The sequence below is a fragment of the Streptomyces sp. NBC_00873 genome, assembly GCF_045207415.1.
GTDB lineage: Bacteria > Actinomycetota > Actinomycetes > Streptomycetales > Streptomycetaceae > Streptomyces.
The window spans coordinates 6666923-6687837 of record NZ_CP108803.1 but is presented as its reverse complement, the minus strand read 5'-3'; the positions used below and the strand labels follow the sequence as shown (position 1 = coordinate 6687837).

The 20915-nt window shown below is 68.9% G+C and carries 19 protein-coding genes; 7 read left to right on the top strand and 12 right to left on the bottom strand.

From position 1 onward, the window contains the following. Window positions 1-34: 34 nt before the first annotated feature. Window positions 35-655 carry a heme-copper oxidase subunit III gene (locus OH809_RS30860; RefSeq protein ID WP_406418719.1) on the bottom strand — a complete coding sequence of 207 codons (621 nt, stop codon included), beginning with the start codon at window positions 653-655 and terminating at the stop codon, window positions 35-37. A 187-nt stretch (window positions 656-842) separates the two neighbouring features. Here OH809_RS30860 and OH809_RS30855 point away from each other — a divergent pair, with 187 nt between their 5' ends. Beyond that, window positions 843-1244, top strand: coding sequence for a hypothetical protein (locus OH809_RS30855; protein ID WP_406418721.1), 402 nt, complete (start codon window positions 843-845; stop codon window positions 1242-1244). Between the two features lie 74 nt (window positions 1245-1318). On the opposite strand, the gene OH809_RS30850 is transcribed toward OH809_RS30855, so the two are convergent. The 4 genes from OH809_RS30850 to coxB form a co-directional block, all read right to left on the bottom strand. Continuing rightward, window positions 1319-2575 (bottom strand): Ig-like domain-containing protein, encoded by a 1257-nt coding sequence (locus tag OH809_RS30850; RefSeq protein ID WP_406418723.1) that lies wholly within the window; start codon window positions 2573-2575, stop codon window positions 1319-1321. A 127-nt stretch (window positions 2576-2702) separates the two neighbouring features. After that, a complete protein-coding gene (locus OH809_RS30845; RefSeq protein WP_406418724.1) occupies window positions 2703-3101 on the bottom strand; it encodes a cytochrome c oxidase subunit 4 in 399 nt (132 codons plus the stop codon). Next, window positions 3098-4834 carry a cytochrome c oxidase subunit I gene (ctaD, locus tag OH809_RS30840; RefSeq protein ID WP_406418726.1) on the bottom strand — a complete coding sequence of 579 codons (1737 nt, stop codon included), beginning with the start codon at window positions 4832-4834 and terminating at the stop codon, window positions 3098-3100. The genes OH809_RS30845 and ctaD overlap by 4 nt, the downstream gene beginning before the upstream one ends. Continuing rightward, window positions 4831-5793, bottom strand: a complete 963-nt coding sequence (gene coxB / locus OH809_RS30835; RefSeq protein ID WP_406418728.1) for a cytochrome c oxidase subunit II — start codon at window positions 5791-5793, stop codon at window positions 4831-4833. The genes ctaD and coxB overlap by 4 nt, the downstream gene beginning before the upstream one ends. Before the next feature lie 269 nt (window positions 5794-6062). Between coxB and OH809_RS30830 the strand changes: the two genes are divergently transcribed. Beyond that, on the top strand, window positions 6063-7445 hold the full coding sequence (locus OH809_RS30830; RefSeq protein WP_406418730.1) for a cysteine desulfurase/sulfurtransferase TusA family protein: 1383 nt from the start codon (window positions 6063-6065) through the stop codon (window positions 7443-7445). Window positions 7446-7658: 213 nt separating this feature from the next. Here OH809_RS30830 and OH809_RS30825 read toward each other — a convergent pair whose 3' ends face one another. Next, the gene (locus OH809_RS30825; RefSeq protein ID WP_406418732.1) at window positions 7659-8633 is read right to left on the bottom strand and encodes a carbohydrate kinase family protein; all 975 of its coding nucleotides are present in this window, start codon (window positions 8631-8633) and stop codon (window positions 7659-7661) included. A 160-nt stretch (window positions 8634-8793) separates the two neighbouring features. Between OH809_RS30825 and OH809_RS30820 the strand changes: the two genes are divergently transcribed. Together OH809_RS30820 and OH809_RS30815 are read left to right on the top strand one after the other, a co-directional pair. Further along, window positions 8794-8991: a hypothetical protein gene (locus OH809_RS30820; protein ID WP_406418734.1), complete on the top strand. Its 198-nt coding sequence runs from the start codon at window positions 8794-8796 to the stop codon at window positions 8989-8991. 139 nt (window positions 8992-9130) lie between these two features. Then, window positions 9131-10579 carry a hypothetical protein gene (locus OH809_RS30815; protein WP_406418736.1) on the top strand — a complete coding sequence of 483 codons (1449 nt, stop codon included), beginning with the start codon at window positions 9131-9133 and terminating at the stop codon, window positions 10577-10579. A 94-nt stretch (window positions 10580-10673) separates the two neighbouring features. Here the strand turns inward: OH809_RS30815 and OH809_RS30810 are convergent, their stop codons facing one another. Further along, on the bottom strand, window positions 10674-11030 hold the full coding sequence (locus OH809_RS30810) for an iron-sulfur cluster assembly accessory protein (RefSeq protein ID WP_030933606.1): 357 nt from the start codon (window positions 11028-11030) through the stop codon (window positions 10674-10676). A gap of 284 nt (window positions 11031-11314) precedes the next feature. On the opposite strand from OH809_RS30810, the gene nadA reads away from it, so the two are divergent. Then, on the top strand, window positions 11315-12511 hold the full coding sequence (gene nadA, locus OH809_RS30805; protein WP_406418738.1) for a quinolinate synthase NadA: 1197 nt from the start codon (window positions 11315-11317) through the stop codon (window positions 12509-12511). Window positions 12512-12639: 128 nt separating this feature from the next. On the opposite strand, the gene OH809_RS30800 is transcribed toward nadA, so the two are convergent. From OH809_RS30800 to OH809_RS30780, 5 genes are all read right to left on the bottom strand, one after another. After that, a complete protein-coding gene (locus OH809_RS30800; protein ID WP_406515939.1) occupies window positions 12640-15795 on the bottom strand; it encodes an efflux RND transporter permease subunit in 3156 nt (1051 codons plus the stop codon). Between the two features lie 165 nt (window positions 15796-15960). Then, window positions 15961-16659 carry a response regulator gene (locus OH809_RS30795; RefSeq protein WP_406418742.1) on the bottom strand — a complete coding sequence of 233 codons (699 nt, stop codon included), beginning with the start codon at window positions 16657-16659 and terminating at the stop codon, window positions 15961-15963. Continuing rightward, window positions 16656-17924: a sensor histidine kinase gene (locus tag OH809_RS30790; protein ID WP_406418744.1), complete on the bottom strand. Its 1269-nt coding sequence runs from the start codon at window positions 17922-17924 to the stop codon at window positions 16656-16658. The genes OH809_RS30795 and OH809_RS30790 overlap by 4 nt, the downstream gene beginning before the upstream one ends. A gap of 150 nt (window positions 17925-18074) precedes the next feature. After that, a complete protein-coding gene (pspAA, locus tag OH809_RS30785; protein ID WP_037694004.1) occupies window positions 18075-18353 on the bottom strand; it encodes a PspA-associated protein PspAA in 279 nt (92 codons plus the stop codon). A 10-nt stretch (window positions 18354-18363) separates the two neighbouring features. Continuing rightward, complete coding sequence (locus OH809_RS30780; protein WP_366134536.1) at window positions 18364-19146, bottom strand: PspA/IM30 family protein; 783 nt, start codon at window positions 19144-19146, stop codon at window positions 18364-18366. A gap of 296 nt (window positions 19147-19442) precedes the next feature. On the opposite strand from OH809_RS30780, the gene OH809_RS30775 reads away from it, so the two are divergent. Beyond that, the gene (locus OH809_RS30775; protein WP_327246829.1) at window positions 19443-20042 is read left to right on the top strand and encodes a DUF3043 domain-containing protein; all 600 of its coding nucleotides are present in this window, start codon (window positions 19443-19445) and stop codon (window positions 20040-20042) included. A gap of 125 nt (window positions 20043-20167) precedes the next feature. Then, window positions 20168-20902: a class I SAM-dependent methyltransferase gene (locus tag OH809_RS30770; protein ID WP_406516300.1), complete on the top strand. Its 735-nt coding sequence runs from the start codon at window positions 20168-20170 to the stop codon at window positions 20900-20902. The last annotated feature ends 13 nt before the right edge of the window (window positions 20903-20915 follow it).

Below are 20915 nucleotides of genomic sequence, written 5' to 3'. Positions count from 1 at the left end.
GTCGATGCTGGATGTGGTTCGGGTTCGAGCCCGGTTACTTGATCATGTAGATCGTGGCGAAGAGGCCGATCCACACGACATCGACGAAGTGCCAGTAATAGGACACGACGATGGCGGCGGTCGCCTGTTCGTGGGTGAACCTCTTGGCTGCGTATGTCCTGCCCAGAACGAGCAGGAAGGCGATGAGACCGCCTGTCACATGCAGACCGTGGAAGCCGGTGGTCAGGTAGAACACCGAGCCGTACGGGTCGGAGGACAGCGAGAGGCCGTCCTTCTTCACCAGCTCGGTGTACTCCAGGACCTGGCCGCCGATGAAGATCGCACCCATCACGAAAGTGATCACGAACCAGGCACGGAGCTTCTTCACATCGCCCCGCTCCGCGGCGAAGACGCCGAGCTGGCAGGTGAGGGAGGAGAGCACCAGGATCGTGGTGTTCGTCGCCGAGAACGGGAAGTTCAGGGCCGAAGCCATTTCCTTCCAGTGGTCGGGTCCCATCACCGATCGCAGGGTGAAGTACATCGCGAAGAGGGCCGCGAAGAACATCAGCTCGGAACTCAACCAGATGATGGTTCCGACGCTGGTGAGGTTCGGTCGATTGACCGACGGGTGCGCGTGCCCGGTGTCTACTGTCGTTGCTGTCGCCACGACCGACATTATGTCGGTCGCTTATTCCGCCCTCACTCCGGGGGGTGCCATTCGGTGTGTCAGCAGGGTGTGTCCTCCCCGAACGGCCCATCGAATCGGCGTCATTACCGGTGCTGACAGGCTGTCCGTCGGAGTACGATCCGCGCATCGGTTCATGCCCCGACAGCCCCGAAGACACAGATGTCACGGAGGAACAATGCAGCCGACCGCCACGGTCCTGGTCTACAGCGACGACGCCAACACCCGTGAGCAGGTGAGGCTGGCCGCCGGTCGCAGGCCTGCGGCGGACGTGCCACCGCTGGAGTTCGTGGAGTGCGCCACCCTGCCCGCCGTCCTGACCGCTCTGGAGAGCGGTGGCATCGACGTGTGCGTGCTGGACGGCGAGACGGCCCCGGCGGGCGGCATGGGCGTCTGCCGGCAGATCAAGGACGAGATCTTCCACTGCCCGCCGGTGCTGCTGCTGATCGGGCGCCCTCAGGACGCCTGGCTGGCCACCTGGAGCCGTGCGGACGCCGCGGTGACCCTTCCGGTCGAGCCGGTCGAGTTCGCGGACGCCCTGGCCGCTCTGCTGCGCAACGGGCTCTGCACAGACGCCTGACCGGCCCGGGAGCCGCCGCGGCCGCATCCGCGGCTCTTCATGTCCCGCCGAGGGGCAGCGCACTCCCCTGGCCGTCAGACCTCGGGGCGCAGACGCGCCGCCTGGATCGTGTCCGCGCGGTCCGGCGTGGTGTTGTTCTGCAGGGCGCTGCCCTTCTGCCAGTTGGCCCAGGACAGGTTCCAGTCGCCGTAGCCGTTGTCGAACGGCGTCATCGTCGCACCCTGGCTGCCGACGACCTTGACGATGTCACCCTCGCGCACGGTTTTGAAGAACCACTCGGCCTCACCGGTGCTCATGCCCGTGCAGCCGTGGCTGACGTTCGCGAGCCCCTGTGAGCCGACGGACCAGGGGGCCGCGTGCACGTACTCGCCGCTCCAGGTGACGCGGGTCGCGTAGTAGACCTGCAGGTCGTACGAGTCGGATGAGCCTTCCGCGATGCCGATCGTCTCCCCGCGCATGCGTACGGAGTACTCCTTGCTCAGGACGACCTTGACGCCGTTGCGGGTGTCGAAGCCGGGCCTGCCGGTGGTCACCGGAATGGTCTTGATCACTCGTCCGTTGCGCTTGACCGTCATGGTGTGCGTGGAGGCGTCGGTGACGGCCTCTATGCGGTCGCCGGTAGTGATCTTCAACGCCTTCGCGGGAGCCCCGTACAGCGCCTTGGTGACCTTGATGCCCGCCATGGTGCTGGTGGCCTCGATGGTGGCCCTGGCGGGCCAGTACTCCTGCGGGCGGTAGTGCAGGGTCTTGTCGTCGACCCAGTACCAGGAGCCCGACACGGAGGGCGTGGACCGGACCTTCAGGGAGCGTTCCACGGTGGCCCTGGCGGCCTTGTCCTTGACCGGAGCACTGAGTACCGCCGTAATGGGCTGTCCGACGCCGTAGGTGCCTGCCTGCGGGCCGAAGGCGACCTTCAGGAACTTCTTCGCCGGGTCCGTCTCGAAAGTGAGCGTACGGGCGCCCGGGGCACCGTCCTCGTCCTCGACGCTGACCTTGACCGTGTATCGGGTGCCCGCGGCAAGCGGGACGGTGGAGTGCCAGCGACTCCCGTCGGCGGCGAGTTCACCCGCGAGATGGTGCCCGGCCGTGTCCACGGCCGTCACGTCCGTGATCCGGCTGTCGTCACCCGTGACGGTGACTTCGAGGGGCTTGTCGGGATCAGCCTTCTTGCCGCCCTCCGGGGTGTTGAAGGAGATCTCGTCCGCCGCGTCGTACGGCTGCGCAGACAGCGGATGACCATCGGGCCCGCCACAGGCGGTCGCCCCTGCAACCAGGGTCACGACCAGCAGTGTGCAGCTCGCTACGGGTCGGAGGCGCGGCGTGAGGTTCATGAACCCACGCTAAGAAGATTCATCAGTTTCAGCGCGCCGGATTACTGCAAACGGGGGGCCCGCACTTCTCGTGGAGGAGAAGTGCGGGCCCCCCGTCAGGTGGAGCGGTGTCACCGGTGGAGCGGTGTCACTGGGTGCGGTTCTCACCGCGGTAGTACTCGAAGACCCAGCCGAACAGGCCGATCAAGATGACCGGGGCCGAGAAGTAGAGCAGCCACCATCCGAAGATGACTCCCAGGAAGGCGAGGGAGCCGCCGATGGCCAGTGACAGCGGCTGCCAGCTGTGCGGGGAGAAGAACCCCACCTCGCCGGCCTCGTCCGCGACATCGGCTTCCTTGTTGTCCTGAGCCATCGCGTCGACGCGCCGCGCCGTGAAGGCCAGGTAGAAGCCGATCATGACGCTCAGACCGAAGCCCAGGACGAGCGCGGTGGTACCGGCCGGCTCCTTCGACCACACGCCATAGGTGATTGCCATGGCGAGCATGAAGACGCTCAGCCAGATGAACATCTTGCCCTGGATTCTCACTTGCCGGCCTCCTTGCCACCAGCGAGGGCCTTGTCACCCTCGAAGTGGTGCTCCAGCTGTTCGAGCGCCGAGATCTCCGGGTGGTGCAGGTCGAACGCCGGCGATTCGGAGCGGATCCGCGGCAGGGTGAGGAAGTTGTGCCGCGGCGGCGGGCAGGAGGTTGCCCACTCCAGCGAACGGCCGTAGCCCCACGGGTCGTCGACCTCGACCTTCTTGCCGTACTTGGCGGTCTTCCACACGTTGTAGAAGAACGGCAGCATCGACAGTCCGAGGAGGAACGAGGAGATCGTCGAGATCGTGTTCAGCAAGGTGAAGCCGTCGGCGGCGAGGTAGTCCGCGTAACGACGCGGCATACCCTCCGCGCCGAGCCAGTGCTGCACCAGGAACGTGCCGTGGAAGCCCACGAACAGCGTCCAGAACGTGATCTTGCCGAGCCGCTCGTCCAGCATCTTGCCGGTGAACTTCGGCCACCAGAAGTGGAATCCGGAGAACATCGCGAAGACCACGGTGCCGAAGATGACGTAGTGGAAGTGCGCGACGACGAAGTACGAGTCCGAGACGTGGAAGTCCAACGGCGGCGAGGCCAGGATGACACCGGTCAGACCACCGAAGGTGAAGGTGATCAGGAAGCCGACGGCCCAGAGCATCGGTGTCTCGAAGGACAGCGAGCCCTTCCACATCGTGCCGATCCAGTTGAAGAACTTCACACCGGTCGGTACCGCGATGAGGAACGTCATGAACGAGAAGAACGGCAACAGCACACCGCCGGTGACGTACATGTGGTGCGCCCACACGGTCACGGACAGGCCCGCGATGGCGATCGTGGCGCTGATCAGGCCGATGTAGCCGAACATCGGCTTCCGGCTGAACACCGGGATCACTTCGGAAATGATGCCGAAGAACGGCAAGGCGATGATGTACACCTCTGGATGGCCGAAGAACCAGAAGAGGTGTTGCCAGAGCAGCGCGCCGCCATTGGCCGCGTCGAACACATGCGCACCGAACTTGCGGTCCGCCTCCAGCGCGAAGAGCGCGGCGGCGAGCACCGGGAAGGCCAGCAGGACCAGCACACCGGTCAGCAGGACGTTCCACACGAAGATCGGCATCCGGAACATCGTCATGCCGGGTGCGCGCATGCAGATGATCGTGGTGATGAAGTTGACCGAACCGAGGATCGTGCCGAAGCCGGAGAAGGCCAGACCCATGATCCACATGTCGGCGCCGACACCCGGCGAACGGACGGCGTCCGAGAGCGGGGAGTAGGCGAACCAGCCGAAGTCCGCCGCACCCTGCGGGGTGAGGAAGCCGGCCACCGCGATGATCGAGCCGAAGAGGTACAGCCAGTACGCGAACATGTTCAGCCGCGGGAACGCCACGTCGGGCGCGCCGATCTGCAGCGGCATGATCCAGTTCGCGAACCCGGCGAACAGCGGCGTCGCGAACATCAGCAGCATGATCGTGCCGTGCATCGTGAACGCCTGGTTGAACTGCTCGTTCGACATGATCTGCGTGCCGGGACGGGCCAGCTCGGCGCGCATGAAGAGCGCCAGCAGACCGCCGATGCAGAAGAACGCGAACGACGTGACCAGGTACATCGTGCCGATCGTCTTGTGGTCAGTGGTGGTCAACCACTTGACGACGATGTTTCCCGGCTGCTTCAGCCGGGCCGGCAGCTCGTCCTCGTACGAGTCGTCTGCTGCCGCGGCACCCTGAGGTTCGTTGAGGATGCTCACAGTTTGTTCGTCTCCGCATTCCTGGCCGGGTTCGTCTGCTCGATACCGGCCGGCACGTAGCCCGTCTGGCCCTTCTTGGCCAGCTCCTTGAGGTGCGCCTGGTAGCGCTCCGGGGAGACGACCTTGACGTTGAAGAGCATCCGGGAGTGGTCGACGCCGCAGAGCTCGGCGCACTTGCCCATGAAGGTGCCCTCCTGGTTGGGAGTCACCTCGAAGGAGTTGGTGTGGCCCGGAATGACGTCCTGCTTCATGAGGAACGGCACCACCCAGAAGGAGTGGATGACGTCACGCGAAGTCAGAACGAAGCGGACCTTCTCGCCCTTCGGCAGCCACAGGGTCGGACCCGGGTTGCCGTTCTGCGGGTTCCGGGTGCCCGGGATGCCGACGTCGTAGACGCCTTCCGCACCCTCGGGGAAGTCCTTCCGGAGCCGGTCGGGGATGGCGTCGAGCTCCTTGGGGACCTTCTTGCCCGTGGCAAGCGAGCCGTCCACGTTCTCGATGTAGTTGAAGCCCCAGCTCCACTGGAAGCCGACCACGTTGACGGTGTGGGCGGGCTTCGGGGAGAGCGAGAGGAGCTTCGATTCATCGCGCGCGGTGAAGTAGAACAACACCGAGACGATGATGAGAGGGACCACGGTGTACAGCGCCTCGATGGGCATGTTGTACCGGGTCTGCGGAGGTACCTCCACCTTGGTGCGGCTGCGCCGGTGGAAGATGACACTCCACAGGATCAGGCCCCAGACCAGCACACCCGTGGCGAGCGCTGCCGCCCACGAGCCCTGCCAGAGGGAAAGGATCCGTGGTGCCTCTTCCGTTACCGGCGTAGGCATACCAAGGCGGGGAAAGTCCTTGTATGTGCAACCGGTGGCGGTCGCCAGAATCAGGCCCGCAGTCAGCACCTGCGGCAGCTTCCGCCGCATCGGGCGCCGCGACGAGCGGTCGGAGCCGTTGGGACTCACGTAGCGCCTTCCCGAGAGTCTCGCCCGCGCGTTCGGCGCGGCCGTCTGTCTGGTCGGTCGCCGCCCTGACGCGGGCAGGGGTTTGGATGTTTATGCGGACCAAACCCTACTGGACGCTATTTGGGGTCGCGCGGGGAGGGTGCCCAACGCGCCGCCCGACACCCCGAAGGGGTGGAATCCGGGCCTCTGGCCGCCATCTGACGGGCCCTCTCCTGGCTGCGTGAGCGGCCCGTCCCGAGGCGGCGGCGGGCGCGAGCTAGCGTGGACATGTGCCCTACTTCGATGCCGCATCCTCCGCACCTCTGCACCCCGTAGCCCGCCAGGCGCTGCTCGCCGCACTGGACGAGGGCTGGGCCGACCCGGCCCGCCTCTACCGGGAGGGGCGGCGGGCCCGGCTGCTGCTGGACGCGGCCCGGGAGGCCGCCGCGGAGGCGGTGGGGTGCCGCCCGGACGAGCTGACCTTCACCTCGTCGGGAACCCGGGCGGTGCACTCAGGAATTTCCGGAGCCCTCGCCGGGCGTCGGCGTGTCGGCCGCCATCTGGTGGTCTCGGCGGTCGAACACTCGTCGGTGCTCCATTCGGCCGCCGCCCATGAGGCTCAGGGCGGGACGTTCGCCGAGGTGCCGGTGGACCGGGCGGGGGCGGTGAGCGCGGCAGCGTACGGGGAGGCCCTGCGCGAGGACACCGCGCTGGCCTGCCTGCAGTCCGCCAACCACGAGGTCGGTACGGAGCAGCCGGTGGCCGAGGTCGCGGAGGCCTGCCGGGCGGCGGGTGTACCGCTGCTGGTGGACGCCGCGCAGTCGCTGGGCTGGGGTCCGGTACCGAGCGGCTGGTCGCTGCTGGCGGCCAGTGCCCACAAGTGGGGCGGCCCCTCGGGGGTGGGGCTGCTCGCCGTACGCAAGGGGGTCCGGTTCGCGCCCCAGGGCGCGGCGGACGAACGGGAGTCGGGGCGGGCCGCCGGGTTCGAGGACATCCCGGCCGTCGTGGCGGCGGCGGCGTCGTTGCGGGCCGTCCGTGCCGAGGCGGCGGCGGAGTCCGTGCGGCTGGCGGCGCTGGTGGACCGGATTCGAGCCACGGTGGGCTCGGTCGTGCCCGATGTGGAGGTGGTCGGCGATCCGGTGCGGCGGCTGCCGCATCTGGTGACCTTCTCCTGTCTCTATGTCGACGGGGAGACACTCCTCCACGAACTGGACCGTGAGGGATTTTCCGTGTCGTCCGGTTCGTCCTGCACGAGCAGCACGCTCGCACCGAGCCATGTACTGAAGGCGATGGGAGTGCTGTCGGAGGGCAACGTCCGGGTGTCCCTGCCGGCCGGCACCACGGAGGAGGACGTCGACCGCTTCCTCCGGGTGCTGCCAGGGGTGGTGGCAGGGGTACGGGAGAGGCTGGGCGCGCCCGTCCCGCCCGCCCCCTCCCCCGCGGCGGCCGCGTCCCTGGTGGTCGACGCGCTGGGGAAGCGGTGCCCGATCCCGGTGATCGAACTCGCAAAGGTGATCGGAGAAGTACCGGTGGGCGGGACGGTGACCGTACTCTCCGACGACGAGGCTGCGCGGCTGGACATCCCTGCGTGGTGCGAGATGCGGGAGCAGAAGTACGTGGGTGAGGAGCCGGCGGACCGGGGCTCGGCCTATGTGGTCCGCCGGCTGTCGTAGTGCCGTGACCGGCAATGTTTGCCCCATGAGGAGCGTCGTCCGGTGCGTGCGATCGCAAGGCGGCCGGAAGTCCTTGGGTGGGGTCTCCCCTGCTCGAACGGAGTTGAGAGCTTGGGGAAGGAGCTACCAGGGCTTTTGGCCAACGCGGCGAGCGGGCGTGCTGGGCGGCGCGACGGGGCAAAGCTTGCCGGGAGGGGCACTAGCGTTCCCGGATCAGCGCAGGTGGGCGCGGACCTCGGCGGCGGCGTCGTGACCGTACGCCTTGGTGAAGCGGTCCATGAAGTGGGTGCGGCGCAGGGTGTACTCCTGGGTGCCGACCGTCTCGATGACCAGCGTGGCGAGCATGCAGCCGACCTGCGCGGCGCGCTCCAGGCTGACGCCCCAGGCGAGGCCCGAGAGGAAACCGGCGCGGAAGGCGTCACCGACGCCGGTCGGGTCCGCCTTCGTCTCCTCCTCCGGGCAGCCGACCTCGATGGTCTCCTGACCGGCCTGCTCGATCCGGACGCCGCGGGCCCCGAGCGTGGTGACGCGGTGGCCGACCTTGCCGAGGATCTCCTCGTCGGTCCAGCCGGTCTTGGACTCGATGAGCCCCTTCTCGTACTCGTTGGAGAAGAGGTACGTGGCGCCGTCGAGGAGGATCCGGATCTCGTCGCCGTCCATCCGCGCGATCTGCTGCGAGAAGTCGGCGGCGAACGCGATGCCCCGGGAGCGGCACTCCTCGGTGTGGCGGAGCATCGCCTCCGGGTCGTCGGCGCCGATCGAGACGAGGTCGAGACCGCCGACGCGGTCGGCGACGGCCTTCAGCTCGATCAGCCGGGCCTCGCTCATCGCGCCCGTGTAGAAGGAGCCGATCTGGTTGTGGTCGGCGTCCGTCGTGCAGACGAAACGGGCGGTGTGCAGGACCTCGGAGATCCGTACCGAGCCGGTGTCGACGCCGTGCCGGTCGAGCCAGGCACGGTACTCGTCGAAGTCGGAGCCCGCGGCGCCGACCAGGATCGGACCGGTACCGAGCATGCCCATGCCGAAGCAGATGTTGGCGGCGACACCGCCCCGGCGCACATCGAGGTTGTCGACCAGGAAGGAGAGCGAGACCGTGTGCAGCTGATCGGCGACCAGCTGGTCGGCGAAACGGCCGGGGAAGGTCATGAGGTGATCGGTGGCGATGGAGCCGGTGACTGCGATACGCACGGGGAGACTGCTCCTGCGGAGGTCGGGGGGAACGGGTGACTGCGTTCCCGGGACGGCGTGACAGTTCACGCTACCCGTTCGCCGCACTCGCCCTGAAGGGGGAAAAACTACCCGATAGTAGGTCTTTTATCCCGAGGCCTGCGGTGCCTACGGTGCGGACATGCCGAACAACATCGCCCCGCGTGAGTCCGAGATCAGCCTGGCCGAGCTGCGCAGTGACTGCGCACGGATGGCTCCGCACTGGGTGGTACCCGCCAAGGCCGCCCCCACCCCTGTCGCGCTGTCCCTGATTCATGGCGTCACCGTTCCGGACGCGTCCGCACGGCTGATCGACGCGATGTCCGAGTACGGCGACTGACGGCCGCAACCGCTCACTTCCGGCACCCTCGGGGAACCGGGTGTCCCCCTGCTCCGTCCCACCGTTGTCCGCACTCGCGGGACAGGCGATGGCCGTGCGACGGTCATGGTGACGGCAACGCAGCCGAAGGAGCGATCCGGTGAGCACCGAGCGACCCGACAACGACGTGACTGCCCCCCGCCGGCGGCGGTCGCCGCTGGCCGTGACCTCGGTGGCGGCAGCGGTGCTGCTCGCCGGGGGCGGCAGCGCATACTGGGCTGCCGCGGACGGCGGCAGCGGCAGCCGGACGGGCAGCAGTGACCGCACGCCTCCTCTGCTCGCACTCGACGAGGGTGCGTCGAGCCCGACGGCACCCCCGGAGGGTATTGCCCCGGGCGAGCCCGACCCCAGCGGTGACGGCGTGGTCTACCGCGCGTCCGGCAAGCTGCCCGACGGCCCGGCCAAGGCCGCCGTCCACCGCGCGAAGGGCACCGTCTCCGCGGCGGAGGTGACCCGGCTGGCGAAGGCTCTGGGCCTGGAGGGCACTCCGCGGGCCGAGGGCACGGCCTGGAAGGTGGGGTCCGACGGGGATGGCTCGGGTCCGGTCCTGCGGGTGAACAAGCAGGCGCCGGGCACCTGGTCCTTCGCCCGCTTCGGCTCCGGCGGAACGGACAACTGCCGGAACACGACGGTGTGTGCGAGCAAGGACGTGGCGCCGGGCGGCACAGGATCGCCGGTGAGCGAGAAGGCCGCCAAGGCCGCCGCCGTGCCCGTACTGAAGGCGGCCGGCCAGGACGATGCGGCCCTCGACACGTCTCAACTCATGGGCTCGGTAAGGGTGGTGAACGCGAACCCGGTGGTGGGCGGGCTGCCCACGTACGGCTGGGCGACCGGGATCCAGGTGGGGCCCGACGGTCAAGTGGTCGGCGGCAGCGGGCAGTTGAAGAGCCTGGAGAAAGGCTCGGAGTATCCGGTGATCAGCGCGGACGATGCGCTGAAACAGCTGAACAAGGCCGGCCGCGCGGACGCTTCGCGGAGCCACATCGGCGGGTGCGCCACCCCCGTACCGCTGGAGGAGGGCGAACCGAAGTCGCCGGCTGTCAGCTGCGGGACGCGCACCGGAGCGGAGCGGGAGACGACGACCGTCACGGTCGACAAGGCGGTCTTCGGCCTTGCGATGCGGTACGTGGACGGCGAGCAGACGCTCGTGCCGTCGTGGCTCTTCTCGGTGCGGCCGGCGGCGGGCGGGACGGGCAACACGGTGGCGCAGGTCGCGGTGGACCCGGACTCGCTGGCGAAGCCTTCGAAGAACCCGGGGCCGGATTCGGGCACGGGGGACGCGTCCCGGTCCACGCACCAGCTGATCTCGTACACCGCGGACGGCCGGACGCTGAAGGTGGCGTTCTGGGGCGGGGTGTGCAGTACGTACGCGGCGAGCGCGACCGAGAGCGCGGACGCGGTACGGGTGACGATCACCGAGTCGATCCCGGACCCGAAGAAAATCTGCATCATGATCGCCAAGGAACTGACGCGGACGGTGACGCTGGACGCCCCGCTGGGCGACCGGAAGGTGCTCGACGCGGCGGGCGGCACGGTGCCGCGCGGCTAGCAAGCCCGTGCACGACTGAAGGCGGCGACCCCCGGAGTGAGCCCGGGGGTCGCCGCCTTCGTCAGGCACAGCTGCCCGATACCGCCTTCGCGACCTAGCTGAAGGAGTCGCCGCAGGCGCAGGAGCCCGTGGCGTTCGGGTTGTCGATCGTGAAGCCCTGCTTCTCGATGGTGTCGACGAAGTCGATGGAGGCGCCACCCAGGTACGGAGCGCTCATCCGGTCGGTGACGACCTTGACGCCGTCGAAGTCCTTCACGACATCGCCGTCGAGCGAACGCTCGTCGAAGAAGAGCTGGTAGCGCAGGCCCGAGCAGCCGCCGGGCTGGACGGCGACGCGCAGCGCCAAGTCGTCACGGCCTTCCTGCTCCAGCAGGCCCTTGACCTTGGCTGCGGCGGCGTCGGACAGGAGGATGCCGTCGCTCACGGTGGTGGTCTCGTCCGATACGGACATCTGCTTCTCTCCCGGGTTGTACGGACTGCTTGCCGACGTTGCAACCGTCGGGACCGCGGATTCATTCCGGGCCGAGCGCTTGCCTGTTCCTTTCATGCTCGCACACGCCTCCGGGAAGGGGTGCCGGGCGGGGCAAGGCGGCCCCTCGCGCCCCCGGAACAGCCCCCGACCACCTCCAGAGGGAATTCGTCACATAGACGCTATCGGCGTCGTCAAAGTGACGTGAACCGGATATGATAGATAACGTCAATTAGACGAAAAGGCTTACCTGCAGAGAAGAAAGGGTGCGTGACGTGACCACGGCCCACCCCGTCCAGGACCTCGATGTCCAGCCGACGCCCCTCGCCCTGCTGCTGCTCGGCCGCGAGGCCGACCCGAAGAGCGAGCGCGGCGTCGAGTGTCCCGGCGACCTGCCCTCCCCGTCCGACCCGGACCTGGTGGAGCGCGCCCGCGCGGCCAAGGAGAAGCTCGGGGACAAGGTCTTCGTTCTCGGCCACCACTACCAGCGCGACGAGGTCATTCAGTTCGCGGACGTCACCGGCGACTCGTTCAAGCTCGCCCGGGACGCGGCCGCCCGGCCGGAAGCCGAGTACATCGTCTTCTGCGGTGTGCACTTCATGGCGGAGTCCGCGGACATCCTGACCACCGACGACCAGAAGGTCGTGCTGCCGGACCTGGCCGCAGGCTGCTCGATGGCCGACATGGCCACCGCCGAGCAGGTCGCCGAGTGCTGGGACGTACTGACCGAGGCCGGGGTCGCCGAGCAGGTCGTACCCGTCTCGTACATGAACTCCTCCGCCGACATCAAGGCCTTCACCGGCAGGCACGGCGGCACGATCTGCACCTCGTCCAATGCGAAGCGCGCCCTGGAGTGGGCCTTCGAGCAGGGCGAGAAGATCCTCTTCCTCCCCGACCAGCACCTGGGCCGGAACACCGCGGTCCGCGACATGGGGATGACGCTGGAGGACTGCGTCCTCTACAACCCGCACAAGCCGAACGGCGGCCTCACCGCCGAGGAGCTGCGGAACGCGAAGATGATCCTGTGGCGCGGGCACTGCTCGGTGCACGGACGCTTCTCGGTGGACTCCGTCAACGATGTGCGCGAGCGCATCCCGGGCGTCAATGTGCTGGTGCACCCCGAGTGCAAGCACGAGGTCGTGGCCGCGGCGGACCACGTCGGCTCGACGGAGTACATCATCAAGGCCCTGGAGGCGGCCCCGGCCGGCTCGAAGTGGGCGATCGGCACCGAGCTGAACCTGGTGCGCCGCCTGGCCAACCGGTTCGCCGCGGAGGACAAGGAGATCGTCTTCCTCGACAAGACGGTCTGCTTCTGCTCGACGATGAACCGGATCGACCTGCCGCACCTGGTGTGGGCGCTGGAGTCGCTGGCCGAGGGGAACCTGGTCAACCGGATCGAGGTCGACCCCGAGACGGAGAAGTACGCGAAGCTGGCGCTGGAGCGGATGCTGGCGCTCGCGTAGGGGCAACAGGGCCTCCCTGGGCCTCCGCCCCCGCCTGGGGGCCGGGGTCCGCCCGTACGGACCCGGCAGGCCGGCACGCGAAGGCCCCGGCACCGTTCACCGGTGCCGGGGCCTTCGCGTGCCGGGCGTCAGGCCTTCGCAGGCTCCGGCTCCTCGGAGGTGGTCTCCTCCAGCGGGGCCGGGCCCGGAACGCCCGCCTTCTTCGCGCGCTTGGCCGCCTTCTTCTTCGCCCGGCGCTCCTTGCGGAGCTCCACCATCGCGTAGAGCGTCGGCACCAGCAGCAGCGTCAGCAGCGTCGACGTGACCAGGCCACCGATCACCACGACCGCGAGGGGCTGCGAGATGAAGCCGCCCTCGCCGGTGACGCCGAGCGCCATCGGGAGCAGGGCGAAGATCGTCGCGAGTGCCGTCATCAGGATCGGGCGGAGGCGGTGGCGGCCGCCCTCGATGACTGCTTCGACGACGCCCATGCCCTGCGTCCGGTACTGGTTGATCAGGTCGATCAGCACGATCGCGTTGGTCACCACGATGCCGATCAGCATCAGCATGCCGATCATCGCCGGGACGCCCATCGGGGTGCCGGTGACGACGAGGAGGCCGATGGCGCCGGTCGCCGCGAACGGGATGGAGACCAGCAGGATCAGCGGCTGAACCAGGGACCGGAAGGTCGCGACCAGCAGCATGAAGACGATCGCGATGGCCGCGAGCATGGCCAGGCCGAGCTTCATGAACGCGTCGTTCTGGTCCTGGGAGACCCCGCCGATGGTGGCGGTGGCGCCGTCCGGCAGGTCCAGGGCGTTGATCTTCGACTGGAGCGAGGCGCTCACCGCGCCGGTGTTGTCACCGGTGGGCTTGGCGGTGATCGTGGCGGCGCGCTGGCCGTCGATCCTCGTCATCGAGACCGGTCCGGGGACCAGCTTCACATCGGCGATCCGGCCGAGCTCGACCGGGCCGAGGGGAAGCTTCTTCAGCTCCTCCATCGTGGTGGCCGGGTGGGCGGACTTGATGACGACATCGCGCTCGGTGTCGTCCATGATCGCCTTGCCGGCCTGGGTGCCGCGCACCGCTCCGGCGACGGCCGCGCCGAGGGTGGCCTGGTTGAATCCGGCGGCCGCGGCCTTGGAGTTGGCCTTGACCGAGATGCGCGGAATGCTCTGCGCCAGGTCGCTCTGGACGTCGGTGACGTCCTTGAGCTCGGCGACCTCCGCCCGTACCTCTTCGGAGGCCTTCTTCAGGGTCGCGGCGTCCGCGGACTTGACCACGACGCTGAGGTCCTGGCTGCCGAAACCGTCGCCGGCGGCGATGGTGGTGTCACCGATGCCGTCGAGCTTGCCGAGGCCCTCGTCGATGCGCTTCTGGGTGGCGTCGAAGTCGGCCGAGTCCTTCAGGGTGACCTGGTAAGAGGCCTGGTTGGCGCCCGTACCACCGCCGAAGGCCGCCATGAAGCCGGAGGAGCCGACGGTGACCTGGTAGTCCTTGACGCCCTTGTCCTCGTCGAGGAGCTTCTCGACCTTCTTGGCCGCCTCGTCGGCGGCCGCCAGGCTGGTGCCGGGGGCCAGCTCCTGCTTGATGGAGAGGACTTCCTGCTCGCCCTGGTCGAAGAAGTTGGTCTTGAGCAGCGGCGCCATGCCGAAGGTGCCGAAGAGCACGGCGACGGCGATGACGATGCTGGTGATGCGGCGCCGGGTCGCGAAGCGCAGCACCGGGACGTACAGCCGCTGGAGCCTGCTGCGGGCTTCCTTCTCCTCGGCCTTGCGACGGGCCTCGTCCGGGTTCTCCGTGCTGCCCTTGGGGGCGCGCAGGAACCAGTACGACAGGACGGGGACCACGGTCAGCGAGACCAGCAGGGAGGCGAGCAGGGCCGCGGTGATGGTCAGGGAGAACGAGCCGAACAGCTGGCCGACCATGCCGCCGACCAGACCGATCGGGAGGAAGACCGCGACCGTGGTGAGGGTCGAGGACGTGACCGCGCCGGCCACTTCCCTGACCGCGGTGATGATCGCGGAGTGCCGCTCCTCGCCGTAGCCGAGGTGACGCTTGATGTTCTCCAGGACCACGATCGAGTCGTCGACGACGCGGCCGATCGCGATGGTCAGCGCGCCGAGCGTGAGCATGTTGAGCGACAGGTCGCGGGTCCAGAGCACGATCAGTGCCAGAACCACGGAGAGCGGGATGGAGACCGCGGTGACCAGCGTCGAGCGGAGCGACGCGAGGAAGACCAGGATCACGATGACCGCGAAGAGCAGGCCGAGCGCGCCCTCGGTGGTCAGACCGGAGATCGCCTTGGAGACGGCGGGGCCCTGGTCGGAGACGACGGTCAGTTCGGCGCCGGCGCCGAGGTCCTTGCGGAGGTCCGGGAGCTTGTCCTTGACGGCGTCCGAGATGGCGACGGCGCTGCCGTCCTTGTCCATCGTGGCCATCACGGCGAGGCTCGGCTTGCCGTTGGTACGGGTGATGGAGACCGCGGTGGACGGCTCCTGCTTCACCGTGGCGATGTCACCGATGCGGACCGGCTTGCCGGGCTTGCCGCCGGCCGGGTCCTGACCGGCGACCCGCAGGTCGTCGATCTGCTTCAGGGAGGTGAAGGCTCCGCCGACCTGGACGGTGCGGCTCTTGCCCTGCTCCGAGAACGAACCGGCCGGGACCGTGGCGCCGCCCGCCTGGAGGGCCTGGGCGAGGGATCCGGCGTTCAGACCGGCGGCCGCGAGCTTCCTGTCGTCGGGGGTGATGGAGACCTGGAGGTCCTGGACACCGTCGACGGTGACCTGGCCGACACCGTCGATGTCCTCCAGAGCGGGGACGACGGTGCGGTCCAGTTGGTCGGCGAGCGCCTGCTGGTCCTTGTCGGAGGTGACGGCGAGGACGACGGTCGGGATGTCGTCCGTCGAACCGGCGATGACCTGCGGGTCGACGTCGTCGGGCAGCTGGATGCGGGCGCGGTTGACCGCCTGCTGGATGTCGGCGACCAGCTGCTTGGTGCCTTCGTCGCCGAAGTCGAAGGTCGCCATGATGACGGCGTTGCCCTCGCTGGCGGTCGAGGTGACGCCGGTGACGCCGTCGACGGCCTTGATGGAGTTCTCGAGCGGTTCGACGACCTGCTTCTCGACCACATCGGGGGAGGCACCCTGGTAGGGGGCGAGCACCGAGACCATCGGGAGTTCGATGGTGGGCAGCAACTGCTGCTTGAGCTGCGGGATCGCGATCGCTCCGAAGACCAGCGCGACGATTGAGATCAGCCCGATCAGGGCCCTTTGCGCGAGGCTGAATCTGGACAGCCAGGACATGGGTGGGTCTCTCTTCTGTGGCGTACGCGGCAGGTGGGCGGGTGACTCGGAGACAGACCCGGCCCAGCTACACCATCGCTCATCCACAGGGGCGGAAGCGTCGACCCCGGGGTGACTTTCTTATGTGGCGCATACCGCAGGTGGAGTACGCCGCTTCTCCACCCTTCACTCCACCCGTGGGCGCACCAGGCCCGATTCGTACGCAAACACCACTAATTGAGCCCGGTCACGGGCGCCCAGTTTCGCCATGGCCCGGTTCACATGGGTCTTGACGGTGAGTGGGCTGACAGCGAGGCGCTCGGCGATCTCGTCGTTGGAGTGCCCGCCCCCGACGAGGACCAGCACCTCTCGTTCGCGGCCGGTGAGTGCGTCGAGCCGCTCGGAGTACTCCGCGGCGCTCGGCCCCTCACCGTCCGAACTGCCGCCCTGCGCGAGGAAAGTGGCGATCAGTCCCTTGGTCGCGGCCGGCGAGAGGAGCGCCTCGCCACCCGCGGCAATGCGGATGGCATTGAGCAGTTCGTCCGGTTCGGCACCCTTGCCGAGGAAGCCCGAGGCACCGGCCCTCAGCGACTGCACCACATATTCGTCGACCTCGAAGGTGGTGAGCATGACGACCCGTACGTCCGCCAGCTCCGGGTCGGCGCTGATCATCCGGGTCGCGGCCAGTCCGTCCGTACCGGGCATCCGAATGTCCATCAACACCACATCGGCGCGCGTCGAGCGGGTCAGCGCCACGGCCTCCGCCCCGTCGGCCGCCTCGCCGACGACCTGCATGTCCGGCTCCGAGTCGACCAGCACCCGGAACGCGCTGCGCAGCAGCGCCTGGTCGTCGACGAGCAGGACCCTGATGGGTGGTGATGTCATGCGCCTTCCCCCGTCCGGCCCGCCATGCCCGGCGTCCCCGGCTCTCCCGTGCGGGCCTTGACCGGCAGGATCGCATGAACCCTGAATCCGCCGCCGTAACGGGGCCCGGCAGTGAGGGTGCCCCCGAGGGCGGTGACGCGCTCACGCATACCGAGCAGACCGTGGCCGCCGCCGTCGGCTCCGGCGCCCGCGCCCTCGGGGCTGCCCGTGCCGTTGTCGAGGACCGTGACCTCGGCCGTCGCCCCGACCCGTACGACACTGACCTCGGCCTTCGCCCCGGGGCCCGCGTGCTTGCGCACGTTGGTCAGCGCCTCCTGGATCACCCGGTACGCGGCCAGGTCGACGGCCGCGGGGAGCGGGGGCCTGGGGTCGACGCAGGCCACCTCGACCGGGAGCCCGGCGCGCCGGACCGTCTCCACGAGTTCGTCGAGGACCGCGAGACCGGGTGCCGGTTCGGTCGGCGCCTCCGGGTCGCCGGACTGGCGCAGCAGCCCGACCGTGGCACGGAGTTCGTTGAGTGCGCAGCGGCTGGCCTCCCGGACGTGGGCGAGCGCCTCTTTTGCCTGGTCGGGGCGCTTGTCCATGACGTGGGCGGCGACCCCGGCCTGCACATTGACCAGGGCGATGTGGTGGGCGACGACGTCGTGGAGATCGCGGGCGATCCGCAGCCGTTCCTCGGCGACCCGCCGCCGGGCCTCCTCCTCGCGGGTGCGTTCGGCCCGTTCGGCGCGTTCCCTGATCGCGTCGACGAACGCCCGCCGGGAGCGGACGGCGTCCCCGGCGGCGCCGGCCATGCCGGTCCAGGCGAAGACCCCGAGGTTCTCCTGGCTGTACCAGGGGGACGTCCCGAAGACCATCGCGGACGCCGTCAGCACGGCCATGGTCAGCAGGCCGACCCGCCAGGTGGTGGGCCGGTCGGTGGATGCGGCGACCGTGTAGAGCGCGATGACCGCGCTCATGACCACCGGGGCAGGCGGGTCCACCAGCACGAACTCGACGATGGACAGCCCACCGGTGGCGGCCAGCACCGCCATCGGGTTGCGACGCCGCAGGGCGAGCACGGCGGCGGCGAGCACCATCAGGACCACACTGCCCGCCTCGGGCGTGCGGGTGCCGAAGCTGGGCCCGTTCGGCGCGGTCGGGTCGGTGAACGATCCGGCGATCATCGCAACGAGTACGGCCACGGCGAGCGCACCGTCGAACGCGAGGGGATGGTCGCGCAGCCAGCGCCGGACGCGCAGGAACCCGGTTCCGAGGGTGGTCACGCGAGCTACGGTACGGCGTTGTCGCGCACGGATACGGACCGCCCGGGGCCGGGACCGCACGCAGAACGCGAAAGTCCTGGCAGCACCGTGCCCCGCGGCCGGCGGACCGGACACGGGGCACAGTGCGTGCGGGTGCTGGAGCGACCGGCGTCAGCCGGGGATCAGACCATCGTCGCGGAGCATGTCGCGTACCTCTTCGAGGGTGGCGTCGGGCGACGGCAGGATCAGTTCGGACGGCTCCAGGGAGTCGTCCGGCAAAGGTGTGCCGAGCTCACGCACCCTGGCGAGGAGCGCCTGGAGCGTGGCGCGGAAGCCGGGGCCGTCGCCGCTCTCCATCTCGGCGAGCAGCTCGTTGTCGAGCTTGTTGAGCTCAGCGAAGTGGCTGTCGGCCAGGGCTACCTGACCCTCCCCCATGATCCGAACGATCATGACGTCCGCCTTACTGCTTGTCGAACCTGTGCGGGGACTGCGAGGACTGCTGCTGGGCAGCGTCCTGCGGGCCGCCCTCGATGGCCTGTGGCGGGGTGGAGCCGCCGGCCAGTTCGGCCTTCATGCGCTGGAGCTCCAGCTCCACATCCGTACCACCGGAGATCCGGTCCAGCTCGGCGGCGATGTCGTCCTTCGCCGTCCCGGTCGGATCGTCCAGAGCGCCGGAGGCGAGCAGCTCGTCGATCGCACCGGCGCGTGCCTGCAGCTGCTGGGTCTTGTCCTCGGCCCGCTGGATCGCCAGGCCGACGTCGCCCATCTCCTCGGAGATCCCGGAGAACGCCTCGCCGATCCGGGTCTGCGCCTGGGCGGCGGTGTAGGTGGCCTTGATGGTCTCCTTCTTCGTACGGAAGGCGTCGACCTTGGCCTGCAGCCGCTGGGCCGCGAGAGTGAGCTTCTCCTCCTCACCCTGCAACGTCGTGTGCTGCGTCTCCAGGTCGGTGACCTGTTGCTGGAGTGCGGCGCGCCGGGACAGCGCCTCGCGGGCCAGGTCCTCGCGACCGAGCGCGAGCGCCTTGCGGCCCTGGTCCTCCAGCTTGGACGTCTGGCCCTGCAGCTGGTTCAGCTGCAGCTCCAGGCGCTTGCGCGAGGTCGCCACATCGGCGACACCGCGGCGCACCTTCTGAAGCAGCTCCAGCTGCTTCTGGTACGAGTAATCGAGGGTCTCGCGCGGATCCTCGGCCCGGTCAAGGGCCTTGTTTGCCTTCGCGCGGAAGATCATCCCCATACGCTTCATGACACCGCTCATGGGCTTCGCGCGCCCCCTTCTGACGGACTGGGCTCCAGCACTCCAACAGAACCCACAGTACGGGCCCTGTCTCTATTACCGCACTGTTCGAGCACGGATGTGGTCCTCCCCAAGGACGACTGCCCCCGGATACCGCTCCGGCCCAAGGAGTAGGCGGCCGTCGGGGAAACCGGTGGCAACGTCCGTTCTGCCCCTCTCGGGACACCTGGGATGACGCAGGCCGTTGCCGGATCGTTCCCGACCGGGCTGGGGTCGTCGCGGCCGACCCCGTACCCTTGGGTTTTGTGTTCCGTAGCCGTTCGAAGGATGAGAAGGCCCCCGCCACCAAGGTGACGGCGGACCTCTCCACGCAGCCCCGCGACCCGCAGGCCCCCAAAGGTCGCCCCACCCCCAAGCGCAGCGATGCCCAGTCGCAGCGCCGTCGTGCCTCCAGTGGCGCGCCGCTCGACCGCAAGGAGGCCATGAAACGCCAGCGCGAAGCGCGCCGGGTGGACATGGCCAAGCAGCGCGAGGCGCTCGCCAGTGGCGACGAGCGCTACCTGCCGGCCCGTGACAAGGGTCCGGTGCGGCGCTTCGTCCGCGACTTCGTGGACTCGCGCTTCTGCATCGCGGAGTTCTTCCTGCCGCTCGCGGTGATCATCCTGATCCTCAGCGTGATCCAGGTGCGGAACATCCAGAACATCTCGCTGCTGCTCTGGCTCGGCGTGATCGTGCTGATCGTCATCGACTCGATCGGTCTCACGTTCCGGCTGAAGAAGCAGCTGAACGCGCGCTTCCCCGACACTCCGAAGCGCGGCGCGGTCGCCTACGGCCTGATGCGTACGCTTCAGATGCGTCGGCTCCGCCTGCCGAAGCCGCAGGTAAAGCGCGGAGAGCGGCCCTGAGTACGGAGCTTTCCGGCTCGGTCGGCGGTCCGTCCGCAGGCCTGCCGGACGGTGCCCCCTCCAGGGACTCCGGGGTCTACGGGTTCACCGGGGCCTCTTCGACGTGGCTCAGAGGGCTCGGCGGGCTGCGCAACACCGTGCGCCAGGAGCTCGTCGCCCGGCAGCTCGACGAGCAGATAGCCGCGCGCTTCCCGGTCGGCCAGCGGCTGCGGGTCCTCGATGTCGGCATAGGACAGGGCACGCAGGCGCTGCGGCTGGCCCGGGCCGGCCACACGGTGACCGGCCTGGAGTCCGACGCCGAGATGCTGAGGGCCGCCCGCGAGGCGCTCGGGGACGAGCCCGCGGGCATCCGGGAGCGGGTCCGGCTGCTCGAGGGCGACGGCCTGGACACGGGCGTGCACTTCCTGCCGGGCAGCTTCGACGTGGTGCTCTGCCACGGCGTGCTGATGTACGTGCGGGAGCCGGACGCGCTGCTGGCGGGACTGGCCCGGATGCTGGCGCCCGGCGGGCTGCTCTCGCTGCTCGTACGGAACGGCGACGCGCTGGCGATGCGGCCCGGCACCGCCGGGGACTGGGACACGGCACTGGCCGCGTTCGACACGGATACGTACACCAACCGGCTGGGCCTGACGGTCCGCGCCGACCGGCTGGACGCCCTCACGGCCACGCTCGCCGGGATCGCGGCGCCGTTGCACGCCTGGTACGGGGTGCGGATCTTCACGGACCAGGTGAGCGATGACGTGGAGCTGCCGGCCGCCGCGGAACTCGACCGGGTGCTGGCCGCGGAGGACCGGGCCGGACGGACGGATCCGTACCGCCGGGTTGCCGCGCTGCTGCATCTGTGCGGGGTGCGCGGCTAGAGGGCGTCCGGAC

Coding starts and splice junctions, on each gene's coding strand:
- OH809_RS30850 (WP_406418723.1), bottom strand. CDS start 2,575: ATGAACCTCACGCCGCGCCTCCGACCCGTAGCGAGCTGCACACTGCTG.
- OH809_RS30855 (WP_406418721.1), top strand. CDS start 843: ATGCAGCCGACCGCCACGGTCCTGGTCTACAGCGACGACGCCAACACC.
- OH809_RS30780 (WP_366134536.1), bottom strand. CDS start 19,146: ATGAAGCGTATGGGGATGATCTTCCGCGCGAAGGCAAACAAGGCCCTT.
- OH809_RS30795 (WP_406418742.1), bottom strand. CDS start 16,659: ATGACATCACCACCCATCAGGGTCCTGCTCGTCGACGACCAGGCGCTG.
- OH809_RS30860 (WP_406418719.1), bottom strand. CDS start 655: ATGTCGGTCGTGGCGACAGCAACGACAGTAGACACCGGGCACGCGCAC.
- OH809_RS30810 (WP_030933606.1), bottom strand. CDS start 11,030: ATGTCCGTATCGGACGAGACCACCACCGTGAGCGACGGCATCCTCCTG.
- pspAA (WP_037694004.1), bottom strand. CDS start 18,353: ATGATCGTTCGGATCATGGGGGAGGGTCAGGTAGCCCTGGCCGACAGC.
- OH809_RS30800 (WP_406515939.1), bottom strand. CDS start 15,795: ATGTCCTGGCTGTCCAGATTCAGCCTCGCGCAAAGGGCCCTGATCGGG.
- OH809_RS30820 (WP_406418734.1), top strand. CDS start 8,794: ATGCCGAACAACATCGCCCCGCGTGAGTCCGAGATCAGCCTGGCCGAG.